This is a genomic window from Nocardia sp. CA-084685 (assembly GCF_050955785.1).
Lineage (GTDB): Bacteria > Actinomycetota > Actinomycetes > Mycobacteriales > Mycobacteriaceae > Nocardia.
Genome location: NZ_CP192094.1, coordinates 419,688 through 433,825, shown reverse-complemented (window position 1 = coordinate 433,825; position 14,138 = coordinate 419,688). Strand labels below are relative to the sequence as shown.

Below are 14,138 nucleotides of genomic sequence, written 5' to 3'. Positions count from 1 at the left end.
GTACGCAGTGATGCACGATACGCTCCCGCTATGGCGACGATCACATCAGCGGAATCGGAACTGCTCGAGGAACAATCGGCACCGGCCGACCGTCGGCCGTCGCTGATCAGCCGGCTACGAGCATGGCGGCCACGCCCGCTACATGCGTCGGCGATCGTCACCGGTGTCGTCGCACTCACGTCATTCGAAATGTCGTTTGCCGCATTGCACGACCTGTCGGTGCGAAACCTGGTGGCTCCGGCGCTGGCCGCGAATGTGCCGATCGCCATCGACGGACTGGTCATCGGTTCGATCATTGCCACCGCCACCTTCAAGCGGCGCAGTGCGGCGTGGTGGTACGCCACGGCGCTGTTCGTCTTCTGGACCCTGGTATCGGTCGCGGGAAATATCGAGTACGCGCGCGAAATCGGGGGTAGCCCTGTGTCTTTGTCGCTGTACGCCGGTATGCCGTTGACCATGCTGTTCGCGGTGCATTTGACCCTGATGCTGTTCGGGCGCGGACGCGCCGTGGCGACCGACCCAGCAGCGCAGCAGAATCGCGCACCGGCAACCCAGCAGACTCACGCACCGGCAACCCAAGGGGACCGCGCACCGGCAACCCAGGACGACCGCGCACCGGCAATCCAGGACGACCGCGCACCGGTGACGCAGGAGGATCGCAGCCAAGCGGCGGAGGAGGTTTGGGACCACGCGACGAACGAAAATTGGGGTGACACGGAAGAGGATTGGGATTCGGCACCGAATGAAGAGCGTATCGTAACGACGCGGGGTGCCGCGATCCTGGAGAATACCGACCCACTGCCTGTCGCTCCGAAAAAGCTGCTCACCAGCACCCTGCCAGGTACCGCGGTATCGCCGCGAATCACACCGACATACGTGAGCAACGGCGCGGGCGGCAAGACGAAGATCAATCCCTTCTGACTCGAAACTGCTTCAGCCACAATCGGACACGTCGATGGAGTAAGCGATGGCTTTTACCGTTTGGCAAGACCAGGGCGTAGAACAATTCCGGGAGGTCGCGGCGCGGCTCGCGTCGGTGATCCAGAGCGGCATCGATCGCTCGGGCGCGTTGAACCAATTCGCCGAATCGATCAGCAGCGGAGAGACATTCACCGATCTGATGATCGAATATTCGTCCCGATGGTTCACCGAAACCGGTGGCCGTTCGACATTGATCGGGCCGGAGTTGTTCTGGTTGCTGTCCGAGCCCAGCCCGCGCCGGGTATCCGGCACCGGCCTGCGCGTCCAGGAATCGTATCTGGATACCGAATTGACGGCCGGACAGCGAGCCCGGATTTTACTGCTGATCTGCGTTTACGAGGCGCTGGCGCAGAATCAGTGGGGTCCGGAAAGCATTGGGGACCATGTGCTCACGACCAACGGTGTCGGCTAGGTCAGCGGAGTTCGGTGCGCAGGTCGTGGACCAAGCGCAACGTTTCGAGCACCTGGTCGGGCAGGACGAAGAGGTAGAGGTCGTCGTGGCCCATTGACCGGTTGACCATATTGAGCGACCAGGCGAGCGGAAGCCACGGGTCGATAATGCGGTCGAAGCCGGCGCGGCCGAACTGGGGACGGTCCAGGGTCGCGCCGGCGGGGGCCGAGCCGAAGGCGGCGGCGGTGTCGATGGCAGCCTCGGCCTACCTGCGCATACCGCTACACCTCTACCGGCGCGACGTCGACGGATACCGTGATCGAGCTCTCCTTGGCGTCGGTGTAAATGATGCCGCGCAGCGGGGGCACGTCGGCGTAGTCACGGCCCCATGCGACGGTTACGTACCGCTCGTCGGCGAACTGGTCGTTGGTCGGGTCGAAACCGATCCAGTGGCCGGTCCGGTCGTGTGCGGTGTCACCGGGGACCCACACCGCGGACCAGGCGTGGGTCACGTCCGCGCCGACCATCCGTTCCTTACCTGGCGGCGGATCGGTTGCCAGGTAACCGGATACATAGCGTGCGGCCAAGCCGTGCGAGCGCAGGCAGGCGGCGCCGATCCTGGCGAAGTCCTGACAGACGCCCGCACGTGCGGCGAAGACGTCGGCGACCTTGGTGGATACGGTCGTCGAGCCGGATTTGTAGGTGAAGTCGTCGTGGATGCGGGTGTTGAGTTCGGCCACCGCTTCCAGTAGCGACCTGCCAGGAGTCAAGGATTCGGCAGCATATGCGCTGATCTCGGAGGTGATTTCGGGGGGTTGCAGGTCGAGAGCGAATTCCACTGCGAGCGGGCCATTGGCGGTGGACGGACGGGACCGCTCCCACGGCTCGGCGGTCGCGCTCACCGCTGTGGCATCGGGTACCTCGACCTCGACCACGGATTCCCCGGTGACCACAAGTTTCATATGTTCGGTCGTGACATGGAAATACGAGGTGGTGTTGCCGTACACATCGGTGCCGATCGAGCGGTCCGATGGCGTCGGCTCGATATGGATCTCATGGGAGAGCAGGCGCTGTCCGGGAAACTCTCGGGGCGTGAGATAGGCGCGCCCATAGGAGCTGGTGACCGCGTCGGAATATTTGTAAGTGGTGCGATGCTCGACCCGATAGTGCCGGGCGTCGGCATTCGGCGCGATCATCCAACGACCCTCGTGCTACCCCACAGTGGCTGGGTACCGACCGGCAGTGCCAGTTTCGTGGTCTCGAACGATTCGGAGATCTTGCGCAACCGCAAATGCACACCCTCCAACAACTCGGCCAATTCGGTACGCCGACCCTCGGCATCGGTGACATCCAGCTCGTCCGGATCCACTCGGCGCAGCATGCGCTGGGCATCGGCCAGCAGCCGTTGCGGGCGCGAGGATCCCGAATTACCCGGCAGCGCCTGGAAGTCGGCATCGAGCCGATCCAGCTGATAGGCCAGCGAGCGCGGATTCCCGGCGTCGAAAAGCAGCAGTCCGGTCACCGCCGATACCCGCACCGAATCCCGGTGCCGACCACGGTAACTCACCGACGACTCGGTCGCCTTCAGCACCGTTTCGATGACCACCCGTTCAGCTTCCGGCGGATAGGCATCTGTCAGCGCGGCCTCGAGCAATGCGGTCAACGACAGCCCACGTTCGATGCGCTTGCCGATATCCATGACGTACCAACCGGTATCGCGCACCAGCGATTCGGCACCGATACCGGACAACGAAAGCAGCGCTGCCAACGACAGCGAATGCACTGCCGACAATGCCGTTTCCTGATCGTCACCGGTGAACCGATACTCTTCCAGCGCCCGATCGACCGCCCCCAGGATCATCCAGGTATCCATCGACAACTGATCGCGTACCGCCCGAGCCGCCGACCCGTACCGATGGATGGCAAACGCCATCGACCCCGGCATATCCCGATCAACAGTCAACGCCACCAAATAGTCATGTCCCTCCCGACCTGTCCCCGGCACCACCGCCCGCGCGGTAATCGCCGCAACCGCGTTCGACGAATCAGCGGAGCCGGACGCCATGCCCGACGCACTCGAACCCTGCGCTGCAGATTGCGACTGCGCTTGTGACCGTCCAGCTGGCGGGCGCGGGTGCGCGCCGCTCGGCTCCGTCGCACCGACACCCGCCACTGGCCCTGCAGTCTCCGAGCCCTTGCCCGCACCTGGACCACTCGTCCCGGAACCATGCGCACTCGTGCTCGAACTCGGCACTTCGGCAGCAGAACTCAGCTCAGGAGGAAACTTCTGCACGACACCGGCACCATCGGGCAGCGCGCTCGGCGGAGCCAGCGTCCCGGTGGTGTGGGCCAGGGCGGCCATGAGGGCAGGCAGTGCGTCGGCGCCCGCCATCCAGGGACGGTAGCGGTAGTCCTGATAGCAGTCGTGGGTTGCGATCAGTTGTCGTACAACGGCTTCGGCGCGTTCGCTGTAGCGGCCCATCCAGAACAGGTCGTTGAGGACACGCGGGGAGCTCACCGGTTCGAGGGTGGGGGCGCGGCGTTCGCGTTCCTCGCGGGTCGGTTCGGTGCCGATGGCGGCCACAGTGGCGGGGACCGCCCGGACCCAAATGTCTTTGGCGGCAAACTTTATGGCTATTCGCTCGGGCTGTAGGCGTTGACGCAGTTGGCCGAGGCCGCCTTCCATCGCCGTGTAACCACCGCGTCGGGCGAGCGAGAACAGCCGCATACCAACAGGTGCCGAGGCGAGCCCGCCGTAACCCTGCACCGCGGGCGCGACCGAGAACTGTGCGGGCTCCTGCCCGACCCACTGCCATCCGCAGTTCTCGATCCGAGCGGCCAGCTCCCCGCGTTGCGCGTTGGACAGTTCCGGACCGAACAGCGTCGCACCGTCGACCGCCGAACGAATGATCAGCCGATCCAGATTCGCGATCAGATGCGACCGTTCACTGTCATCGCCACCCCAGTACGTCGGCGCGCTCTCGAGCGCCAACTCCTCCCCGAGCAGTGCCCGCGAGATCCGCGGCAGGAACCCCGCCAGCGCCGGATTCTCCAGCAGTCCACTGCCGATCGTATTCACCACGGTCACCGCACCGCGACGCAACACCTCCACCAACCCGACCACCCCTAGCCGCGAATCCGGCCGCAGATCGAGCGGATCGGAGAATTCGGCGTCCACCCGCCGCAGCACCACATCGACACGCTTCAACGTGCCGAGCGAGCGCATCCACAGCGCACCGTCGCGCACCACCAAATCCGCGCTCTCGACCAGCGGAAAACCCAGCGTCGAAGCGAGATAAGCCTGGTCGAAGGCGGTTTCGGAATGCACACCTGGACTCAGCACCACAACGACCGGATCATCGTTATCGGCCATCGGCGCGGATTCGATCAACATCAACCGCATGGCCCGCGCGAACGGCGAGAGCGGGCGCGGATTGGAATGTTCGAAGGCTTCGGGAATCGCCGTCGACACCACCCGCCGATCCGCCAGCGCGTATCCGGCACCCGACGGCGCCTGCGCCCAGTCGGCGATCACCCGGAACTGTCCGTCACTCCACCGGCTGAGGTCGCAGGCGTGCAGGAATAACTGGTGGCGTCCGGGAATCGTGATGCCATGCGCGGCCCGCACATATCCGCTATTGCCGAACACCACCTCCGGCGGCAGCAGACCAGTGGTGATGGTGCGACGCGGACCGTAGATATCGGTGAGCACCTCGTCGAGCACCCGTGAACGCTGCACCAGTCCGGCCTCCAGCCGGGTCCAGTCGTCGGCGGAGACCAGCAGCGGAATCGGATCCAGCCGCCAGGCGGTCGGCATGGGCGGTTCCCCTGCCGCGCCCGCCTCGGTGTAGTAGATGCCGTCGTCATCGATGAGCCTGCGCACCCGGCTGTCCAGCCGTCCCAGCCCGGTCGTGCCCAATTCCACGAAATCGGCGGACAGCTCCGACCACATGCGCCGCACACTGCCCGAGGGATCGACCAACTCGTCGTAATACCCGCCCATCGGACGACCGCATTCGTCGTAGCCCCCGGTATCGGCACCCTCGGCACGATATCTGGCGAACTGCTCCGCGACCTGCTCACCGACACTGAGCCGTCCGGCATTCAGCAGTGTCGTCTCGGATTCTCGAGCACCCGAACCCCGCGCTTCGTCGCGCATAGTCACCGCGCCGACCTCGCTTCCCCTGCCAGACGTTCTCTCCCAGCGCGGACCTCATATCCGCTTTTACCGATCGCTGACCAGGCCCCACACCGTGCGCGCCCGGGGCAGATCGAGGATGCCCTGCGCGCCGATGTCGGCGGACTGTGCTGCCATCTTCGCACGTAGTTCCCCCAGATCGACCCGGGAAATCGTGTGGCCCGCCGCCTCGAACCGCCGGTTGCGGCGCGATTGCTCCGCCACCGCATCACCGGGGTCCACATAGGCCACGCCGCCCGGATGGGCGAGGTGAGAGGTTCCGCCGCCGTCGGCGATGCCGTCGTGCGACACGCGCGGCGATCTCCCACGCCCTGTCGGGGGCTGATGCTATGACCGATTCAGGAACCGATCTCGTCTGGAGGCCATATGCGCGCGCCGATGTGTCCGTCCTGCGAATCCGCCATCGACCACTGTCACGGCACCCTTATCGTCCACCGCACCCGCATCACCGAATGCACCGATGCGGACTGCATCGATCTCGAGCACGCCCGGCACGCCTTCGTCGTCGACTGCGGTGACATCGCCGGTGGCTGCGCCTGCGCGGCACCGGATGTCACGCACACCGCCCGAACTAGTAGGTCAGCGCGAAGGTGAGCAGCAAGGTGGTCTGGAAGTAGCCGCGCCACCACGAGTAGCCGAACCAAACATTGGGCGTGACCTCGCGGATCTCGTCGTAGACCTGCGGGGTAGGCGACGGGGCGTAGTTCAACGCCCAGGTCGGCCCGCCATCGGTGATCGCTGGCGCGGTGTATACATCGGCTTGCCAGGCCTCGAGGCCCGCCTGGGTGATCCGGTTCACCAGAAAGCCACCGTCGGGGCCGGTGTAGAAGGTCTTACCGATCCACAAGGCCGGGGCCACCACCTCCATGATGGGCGGCCTGGTCACCCAGCCGTTCGTAACTCCCCTCGGCACCTCACCGCGCGGGGCATCGCGGAAGATCGCGTCCTGCTGTTCGGCCGAGCAGTGCGACCGCAGCGAGTCGATGGTCGCGGACGGATTGTCGGAATAGAGGACGCACCCGCCGCCATAATCCACCGCCGTGTCGACGACATCGGCCTCAACGACCTCAGCGTCGGTGGCCTCGGGGTCGACGATGCCGGAATCGGCGGCAGCGGGGTCGACGATGCCGGAATCGGCGGCAGCGGGGCCGGCGGCCCCGAGGAACAAACTGCCCAGAGTGAGCACCACAGTGCCCATGAAAAGAACGCGGTTTGCGCGCATTGCTATCTCCAGAACTCACCAACCCGGGCCCGACCCTGTATCGATCGTAAGACGGTGGCCTCGCAGACATCTGGTTAAAAATCGAACTGTTATCTGGCGGCTCGGGGCTGCGGACACGGCGGTTGCCGCGCCCACTAGGCTGAACGACGACACTTTCCGCAGAGAGGACAAGCCGTGCAGCCCGGTGGTCAGTTCGATATGCAGCAATTACTCGCCCAGGCACAGCAGATGCAGCAGGCGGTGATGCAGGCCCAGGCCGAGATCGCGGCGACCGAAGTGCAGGGGCAGGCCGGTGGCGGGCTGGTCCAGGTCACCATCAAGGCGACCGGTGAGGTCGTCGCGCTGAGCATCGATCCGAAGATCGTCGACCCCGACGATGTCGAGGGGCTGCAGGATCTGGTGATCGGCGCGGTCAACGACGCCATGTCCAACGCACAGCAGCTGGCTGCCGAGCGGCTCGGCCCACTGGCCGGCGGCGGGTCGCTGCCGGGTCTGCCCGACTTCTGATCCGGGGACGTCTTTGTACGAGGGCCCGGTCCAGGATTTGATCGACGAATTGGGCAAGCTGCCCGGCGTCGGTCCGAAAAGTGCGCAGCGCATCGCATTTCATCTGCTCCAGGTCGAGCCGCCCGAAATCGACCGACTGCAGGCCGCTCTGCAGAAGGTGCGCGACGGCGTGCAGTTCTGCGTTGTCTGCGGCACGGTCTCGGATAACGAAATGTGCCGCATCTGTTCGGATCCGCGGCGTGACCGCACCATGATCTGTGTGGTCGAGGAGCCCAAGGATGTGCAAGCCATCGAGCGCACCCGAGAATTCCGCGGGCGCTATCACGTGCTCGGCGGCGCGCTCGATCCGCTCAGCGGCATCGGACCCGATCAGCTGCGCATTCGAGAGCTACTGGCGCGCATCGGCAATCAGGAGGACGGCGTCGATGTCAGCGAGGTGATCATCGCGACCGACCCGAATACCGAGGGCGAGGCGACGGCCACCTACCTGGTGCGGATGCTGCGCGATTTTCCCGGCCTATCGGTGACGCGATTGGCATCCGGCCTGCCGATGGGCGGCGATCTCGAATTCGCCGATGAGCTCACCCTCGGCCGCGCGCTCTCGGGGCGGCGGGCACTGTAGCTTGCGTTCGGCCGGGCACGGGTTACTGTGTCGGGGATGAGCATCGAGTTCTTGCTGACCACGCTCGTCATCGTCGCCACACCCGGAACCGGCGTGCTGTTCACGCTGGCGGCCGGACTCTCCCGGGGAACGCGGGCCAGCGTGATCGCGGCCTTCGGCTGCACGCTCGGCATCATTCCGCACATGATCGCGGCCGTGACCGGACTGGCCGCACTGCTCAACGCCAGCGCCGTGGCCTTCCAGACGCTGAAGTATCTGGGCGTGGCCTACCTGCTGTACATGGCGTGGAATACGTTCCGGGACAAGGGCGCACTGGCCGTACCGGAGGCCGAAGCCGCAACGCCTTCGGCCCGGCAGGTGATCACCTCGGCGGTGCTGCTCAATATCCTCAACCCGAAGCTGACCATTTTCTTCTTCGCCTTCCTGCCCCAGTTCGTGCCGACCCTTTCGAGCGACCCGCAAGCGATCGCTAGCGAGGCAGGCGCCCCGAACGCGTTGGCGCGCATGCTCGAACTGAGCGGACTGTTCATGCTCGCCACATTCGTGGTCTTCGCGATCTACGGTGCCTGCGCGGCCGGCGTGCGCAACCAGGTGATTTCCCGGCCCGCCGTGGTCACCTGGATGCGTCGGGTGTTCGGGGCTTCATTCATTGCCCTGGCCGGGCGGCTGGCGGTACAGAATCAGTAAGCGTCAGACGGTGATTCGGCTCCAGGGCAGGGCCTGGAGCCGGGTGCGGTCATCGACGGCCCAGTCCCAGATCAGCTCCGCGACGGTCTGCGGGTCGGTGACGGTGATGCCGAAGTGCTGGTCCGGGGCGCCATCTCGATATTCGAGGGTGAATGTCCCGGACTTATCGCGGTAGGTCTGGATGTAGATTTGCTCGTCACGTTCGACGACTAGATACGGGTTCGGCGGTGCCAGCTCGGAAACCCACTGGTCGGCGAGGGCTTTCGTCAGATAGGGGAATTCCCCCGCACCGCCGTGCGTGACCAGGGCGGGCACATGTCCGGCCGGATCGATGAGCCAGGCCAGCTGCGGATCGTAGACGGCGTAGTTCAGCGGTGTCGCGACGTCGAACAGCAGCTGCCGGACGAATCCGATCGCGTCGTAGGGGCACGGCACGTGCAGCACCGCACCGGTCGCCGCGCCGCCGACCGGAACCGTACTCAGGAATCCGTCCTGCTCGGGCAGTTCGGCATTGCGCTTGTTCAGCTCCGCTGCCATCGCCGCGACCGGTTCCGTCTCCGGTCGTCCCTGCTGGGTAGCCAGATACGCATCGACCTGCGCGATCGTCATCGCGACACCGGAGGGCAACAAGACGTGGTCGTAGCTCACCAGAACAGCGTACGGGGGGAGTCGGAACTGGTCGGATGCTCACCATGCGCTGGCGTTATCGGGCCGACGCATGGTGAGCAGCCGGTCAGGTTGACTCTCCAGTGGGGGGAGGGTGTTCGCTGATGGGCATGGCCGCGACAGTTTCGATCGGGGAGTTCGCCAGGTTGACCAACCTCAGCGTGAAGACACTGCGGTACTACCACGAGGTCGAGCTCCTCGAACCCGTCGCGGTCGATGCGGGGTCCGGATATCGGCGGTATTCGGTGAACCAAGTTGGGCAGGCGCAGCTGATCCGGCGGCTTCGGGGGCTGGATATGCCGCTGCCGGAGATCAAGGCGGTGTTGACGGCCTCGGATACCGAATCTCGGGACGCCGCATTGCGCGCACATCTCGAACGCATGGAAGTGGAGTTGCGGCGCACGCAGTCCGTGGTTGCTTCGCTGCGCTCACTGCTCACCCCGGCCGCGCCGCTCACCGTCGAGTACCGGTCGGTCGCGGCCTTCCCGGCGCTCGCGTATGTCGATTCGGTGCGCAGCGACGGGATTGGTGACTGGTGCGCGGCCGCATATCCGCTGCTGCACGAGACGCTGGCCGCGGCACATATCGCGCCCGCCGGTGTCGAGGGCGCCACCTATTCGATGGAGTTCTTCGAGAACGATGAGGGCGAGGTCGTGGCGTTCGTTCCCATCCAGGCCGACGCGCGGATGGCGCTACCGAGCGAACTCTCGATCATCGAATTGCCAGCGCGTCGCTTCGCGATCGCCGTGCACTCCGGTCCGTTCGACGATTTCGACCGCACCTACGGCGCCCTCGGCAGCCACGTCGCCGAATACGACACCTCGCTCGCCGAACCCATTCGTGAGCTGTACGTCCTCGGCCCCGGCGAAATCGAGGACCCCAACGCCTACCGCACCGAAGTCTGCTGGCCCATCGAACAAGGAGAACCGCAATGACACTCACCATCGGGCATATCACCTTCGATTGTGCCGATGCCGCGACGCTGTCTGGTCAGAGCTGTTGAATCGTCCGCTCGATGAGAACGCCAGCGCGGAATTCGCCACGGTCGGAATGACCGAAGGCAATGCGCCGGTGCTGATGTTCATTCAGGTGCCGGATAAGACGCCCGGCAAGAATGTCATCCACCTGGACCTGAAGGCCGCGGACTGGCGCGAACAGATCGATCGCGCGATCGGCTTGGGCGCCAAGCACATCGGCGATTTCGACGAGTACGGTACGCAATGGGCGACACTGGCCGATCCGGAGGGCAATCTCTTCGATATCGCGGCCGGATAAAGGGAAAGGCCCGACTCGTGTCGGGCCTTTTCCTGCTATCTCAGGCGAGTTCGCGCTGCAGGTTCGCGAGCACCTCGGCCTGGATCTTCTTGAGCCCCAATGGCGCGAAGATGCCCTCGAAGATTCCCGCGATACCGCCCGCACCCTTCCACGATGTGCGCAGCGTGACCTGCGAACCGGTACCGTCCGGCGTCACCGTCCAGGTGTTCACCAGCGTCGAATTCGAATCACGTTCGGTCACGATGGAATCCGATACCGATACGACCGCATGGACGTTGCGGGAACGCTTTTCGGTCGCCTGCAGGGTCCATTCGGCGACGGTGCCCGCGCCTTGACCACCCTCGACCACCTTGTAGTCGCGGTAGTGCGCGGAGAGGATGCGCGGACGCACCTTCTCGTAATCCGCGATGGCCTCGAGTGCGCGCTGCGGATCCGCCGCGACGGCGATCGAACTGCTGGCGCTGACCTGTCCCACGATGAGCTCCTTGTCCGGCTGCTGATCTTTTCGAGCGACGTGCAAGCAATCGCTACGGTTGCCTCCTATCCTGCCCTGTCTGCGCCGCTGCGTGGCGCCCAGGGCGGTCCGCGCGCCGCGATGTTGATCACTGCGCGCCGACCGGCCCACACTGTTAGGCTTCCCGATCAGATTGCGCCGGAGGGGATCCATGCAATACATCGTGCGAATCGGGTGTTCGACACCGCCCGGATCACCGCCGGACTGACACGGCGAGTCCTGGGTATTCCCGATGCAACAGAAGCGTGACATTTATCCCTCGTCGGTGACTTCGCAGTGGCTTGTGTTACCGGTGCGTACTAGCGTCGAGGAGTGGCAGTGAGTCTGTTGGGGAAGGCCGGACACGCATCGGCCGCACACGAATCAGGGTTCGCCGCGCATCGAGCGGGTGTGGAGCGATTGTTGGCCAGTTACCGCGCGATACCCGCGACCGCCAACGTGCGATTGGCGAAGAAGACCTCGAATCTGTTCCGGGCCAGGGCCAAGAACACCGCCCCTGGCCTGGATGTTTCCGGACTCACCAAGGTCATCGCGGTGGACGCCGAGGCCAGGACCGCCGACGTCGCCGGCATGACCACCTACGAGGATCTGGTGGCCGCGACATTGCCCTACGGGCTCGCCCCGCTGGTGGTGCCGCAGCTCAAGACGATCACCCTCGGCGGCGCGGTCACCGGCCTGGGCATCGAATCCACCTCGTTTCGCAGCGGTCTGCCGCACGAGTCGGTGCTGGAGATGGATGTGCTGACCGGGGCGGGCGAGATCATCACCGCGGCACCGGATGGCGAGCACGCTGACCTGTTCCGCGGCTTTCCGAACTCCTACGGCACCCTCGGCTATTCGGTTCGCCTGAAGATCGAACTGGAGACCGTACCGCCCTATGTGGCACTGCGGCATGTCCGCTTCCACGATCTGCGCGAGTTGGAGTCCACGCTCGCCCGGATCGTCACGGACAAGACCTATGACGGTGAGCGCGTCGACTACCTCGACGGCGTGGTCTTCAGCGCCGACGAAAGCTATCTGACGCTGGGCCGTCAGACCGATGAGCCGGGCCCGGTCAGCGACTACACCGGCATGGACATCTACTACCGGTCCATCCAGCACGATTCCGACCGGCCCAAACGCGATCGGCTGACCATCCACGATTATCTGTGGCGCTGGGACACCGACTGGTTCTGGTGCTCGCGGGCTTTCGGCACGCAGAACCCGACGATCCGCCGGTTGTGGCCGAAGCGCTACCGGCGCAGCAGCTTCTACTGGAAGCTCATCGCACTCGATCACAAGTACAACATCGGCGACAAACTGGAGGCCCGCCAGGGCAATCCGCCGCGCGAGCGCGTAGTGCAGGACGTCGAAGTTCCGGTCGAGCGGACCGCGGATTTCGTCGAATGGTTCCTGCGCGAAATTCCGATCGAACCGATCTGGCTGTGCCCGCTGCGACTGCGTGGAAGCGACGCGTCGAACGCGGGGCGTCCATGGCCGCTGTATCCGCTACAGCCGAACCGTACCTACGTCAATGTCGGATTCTGGTCCGCGGTGCCGACCGTCGCAGGTCAGCAGGAGGGCAAGGCCAACCGCGCGATCGAGCAGACCGTCACCGAGTTCGACGGGCACAAATCCCTGTACTCGGATTCGTATTACGGCAAGGATGAATTCGCGGCCTTGTACGGCGGCGAGACCTACACCGATTTGAAGAAGCGCTACGACCCGGACCAGCGACTGCTGGATTTGTATTCGAAGGCGGTGCAACGCAAATGACTACATTCAAGGACCGTTCCGATGTCTTCGCGGACCTCGGGACAAAACTCAGCATTGCCGAGATCTTCGAGACGCTGATCGACGGCGAGATTCCGATTCGGCTCACCGCCTATGACGGCAGCGCGACCGGGCCGGAGGATTCGGAATACAGCCTGGAGATCAAGACCCCGCGCGGTATCAACTACCTGGCCACCGCCCCCGGTGACCTCGGCATGGCCCGCGCCTACATCGCCGGCGATATGACCGCCACCGGCGTGCACCCGGGCGACCCCTACGACATTCTCCGGGCGATGGACGGGCTGAAGTTCCGTCGTCCGTCGGCGCTCGCGCTGGTCACCATCGCCCGCTCGCTCGGTTGGGAGCGGCTCAAGCCGATCGCGCCGCCGCCGCAGGAGACGCTGCCGCGCTGGCGCCGGATCGCGCTGGAGGGCCTGCGGCACTCCAAGACTCGCGATGCCGAGGCCATCCACCACCACTACGACGTCTCCAATACCTTCTACGAATACGTCCTCGGCCCCTCGATGACCTACACCTGCGCGGCCTACGGTGACGAGAACTGGACGCTGGAGCAGGCCCAGGAGAACAAGTACCGCCTCGTCTTCGACAAGCTGCGGCTGAAGGAAGGTGACCGGCTGCTCGATATCGGCTGCGGCTGGGGCGGCATGGTGCGCTACGCGGCCAAGCGCGGGGTCAAGGTCATCGGCGCGACATTGTCCGCGGAACAGGCCGAATGGGCACAGCAGAAGATCGCCGAAGAGGGCCTGTCCGAGCTCGCCGAGGTGCGGCATTCCGATTACCGCGATATCCCCGAGGTCGGCTTCGACGCCGTCTCCTCGATCGGGTTGACCGAGCACATCGGCGTGCACAACTACCCCTTCTACTTCGAATACATCAAGAGCAAGCTGCGCGATGGCGGCCTGCTCCTGAACCACTGCATCACCAGGCCGGACAACAGCCGGACCACCAAGGCCGGTGACTTCATCGACCGCTACGTCTTCCCGGACGGCGAGCTGATCGGGTCCGGTCGGATCATTTCCGAGATCCAGAATGTCGGCCTCGAGGTGATGCACGAGGAGAACCTGCGCGAGCATTACGCGCTCACCCTGCACGAATGGTGTAAGAACCTGGTCGCCAACTGGGATGCCTGCGTCGAAGAGGTCGGCGAGGGCACCGCGAAGGTATGGGGCCTGTACATGGCCGGCTGCCGACTCGGCTTCCAGCGCAATGTCGTTCAGCTGCACCAGGTGCTCGGCGTCAAGCTCGGACCGAACGGCGAATCAGGTCTGCCGTTGCGTCCGTGGTGGCAGCCGTAAGCAGCGA

The 14,138-nt window shown here is 64.9% G+C and carries 15 protein-coding genes and 1 pseudogene; 9 read left to right on the top strand and 7 right to left on the bottom strand.

What is annotated here, in order from left to right:
• Positions 1 to 30 precede the first annotated feature (30 nt).
• On the top strand, positions 31 to 921 hold the full coding sequence (locus tag ACQP2U_RS01925) for a DUF2637 domain-containing protein (RefSeq protein WP_433713097.1): 891 nt from the start codon (positions 31 to 33) through the stop codon (positions 919 to 921).
• A 46-nt stretch (positions 922 to 967) separates the two neighbouring features.
• Complete coding sequence (locus ACQP2U_RS01920) at positions 968 to 1,393, top strand: hypothetical protein (protein ID WP_433713096.1); 426 nt, start codon at positions 968 to 970, stop codon at positions 1,391 to 1,393.
• Position 1,394: 1 nt separating this feature from the next.
• On the opposite strand, the pseudogene ACQP2U_RS01915 reads toward ACQP2U_RS01920, so the two are convergent.
• The 5 genes and pseudogenes from ACQP2U_RS01915 to ACQP2U_RS01895 all read right to left on the bottom strand — a co-directional run.
• Positions 1,395 to 1,625 (bottom strand): annotated as a pseudogene (locus ACQP2U_RS01915) (putative zinc-binding metallopeptidase); the annotation flags it as partial.
• A 28-nt stretch (positions 1,626 to 1,653) separates the two neighbouring features.
• Complete coding sequence (locus ACQP2U_RS01910; RefSeq protein ID WP_433713094.1) at positions 1,654 to 2,568, bottom strand: transglutaminase family protein; 915 nt, start codon at positions 2,566 to 2,568, stop codon at positions 1,654 to 1,656.
• Positions 2,565 to 5,531, bottom strand: coding sequence for a circularly permuted type 2 ATP-grasp protein (locus ACQP2U_RS01905; protein WP_433716330.1), 2,967 nt, complete (start codon positions 5,529 to 5,531; stop codon positions 2,565 to 2,567). Before ACQP2U_RS01905 ends, ACQP2U_RS01910 begins: the two co-directional genes overlap by 4 nt.
• Positions 5,532 to 5,597: 66 nt before the next feature.
• Positions 5,598 to 5,861: a hypothetical protein gene (locus tag ACQP2U_RS01900; protein ID WP_433713093.1), complete on the bottom strand. Its 264-nt coding sequence runs from the start codon at positions 5,859 to 5,861 to the stop codon at positions 5,598 to 5,600.
• Positions 5,862 to 6,141: 280 nt separating this feature from the next.
• Positions 6,142 to 6,792, bottom strand: a complete 651-nt coding sequence (locus ACQP2U_RS01895) for a hypothetical protein (protein ID WP_433713092.1) — start codon at positions 6,790 to 6,792, stop codon at positions 6,142 to 6,144.
• Between the two features lie 174 nt (positions 6,793 to 6,966).
• Here ACQP2U_RS01895 and ACQP2U_RS01890 point away from each other — a divergent pair, with 174 nt between their 5' ends.
• Genes ACQP2U_RS01890 through ACQP2U_RS01880 form a run of 3 tightly spaced genes read left to right on the top strand, consistent with a single transcriptional unit; the run spans position 6,967 to position 8,608 of the window.
• Positions 6,967 to 7,299 carry a YbaB/EbfC family nucleoid-associated protein gene (locus tag ACQP2U_RS01890; protein WP_084509499.1) on the top strand — a complete coding sequence of 111 codons (333 nt, stop codon included), beginning with the start codon at positions 6,967 to 6,969 and terminating at the stop codon, positions 7,297 to 7,299.
• 13 nt (positions 7,300 to 7,312) lie between these two features.
• The gene (gene recR / locus ACQP2U_RS01885; RefSeq protein WP_433713090.1) at positions 7,313 to 7,921 is read left to right on the top strand and encodes a recombination mediator RecR; all 609 of its coding nucleotides are present in this window, start codon (positions 7,313 to 7,315) and stop codon (positions 7,919 to 7,921) included.
• Between the two features lie 36 nt (positions 7,922 to 7,957).
• The gene (locus tag ACQP2U_RS01880; protein ID WP_433713088.1) at positions 7,958 to 8,608 is read left to right on the top strand and encodes a LysE family translocator; all 651 of its coding nucleotides are present in this window, start codon (positions 7,958 to 7,960) and stop codon (positions 8,606 to 8,608) included.
• Positions 8,609 to 8,611: 3 nt separating this feature from the next.
• Here ACQP2U_RS01880 and ACQP2U_RS01875 read toward each other — a convergent pair whose 3' ends face one another.
• On the bottom strand, positions 8,612 to 9,256 hold the full coding sequence (locus ACQP2U_RS01875) for a hypothetical protein (RefSeq protein WP_433713087.1): 645 nt from the start codon (positions 9,254 to 9,256) through the stop codon (positions 8,612 to 8,614).
• Between the two features lie 128 nt (positions 9,257 to 9,384).
• Between ACQP2U_RS01875 and ACQP2U_RS01870 the strand changes: the two genes are divergently transcribed.
• Entirely contained in the window at positions 9,385 to 10,209 is an 825-nt protein-coding gene (locus ACQP2U_RS01870; protein WP_433713086.1) for a MerR family transcriptional regulator, read from the top strand.
• Positions 10,210 to 10,273: 64 nt separating this feature from the next.
• Positions 10,274 to 10,549 (top strand): VOC family protein, encoded by a 276-nt coding sequence (locus tag ACQP2U_RS01865; RefSeq protein ID WP_433713085.1) that lies wholly within the window; start codon positions 10,274 to 10,276, stop codon positions 10,547 to 10,549.
• Between the two features lie 40 nt (positions 10,550 to 10,589).
• Here ACQP2U_RS01865 and ACQP2U_RS01860 read toward each other — a convergent pair whose 3' ends face one another.
• Positions 10,590 to 11,024: an SRPBCC family protein gene (locus tag ACQP2U_RS01860; protein ID WP_062981254.1), complete on the bottom strand. Its 435-nt coding sequence runs from the start codon at positions 11,022 to 11,024 to the stop codon at positions 10,590 to 10,592.
• Positions 11,025 to 11,381: 357 nt separating this feature from the next.
• Between ACQP2U_RS01860 and ACQP2U_RS01855 the strand changes: the two genes are divergently transcribed.
• Both ACQP2U_RS01855 and ACQP2U_RS01850 read left to right on the top strand, forming a co-directional pair.
• Positions 11,382 to 12,818, top strand: coding sequence for an FAD-binding oxidoreductase (locus tag ACQP2U_RS01855; RefSeq protein ID WP_433713084.1), 1,437 nt, complete (start codon positions 11,382 to 11,384; stop codon positions 12,816 to 12,818).
• A complete protein-coding gene (locus ACQP2U_RS01850; protein ID WP_433713083.1) occupies positions 12,815 to 14,131 on the top strand; it encodes a class I SAM-dependent methyltransferase in 1,317 nt (438 codons plus the stop codon). Before ACQP2U_RS01855 ends, ACQP2U_RS01850 begins: the two co-directional genes overlap by 4 nt.
• Positions 14,132 to 14,138: the final 7 nt, after the last annotated feature.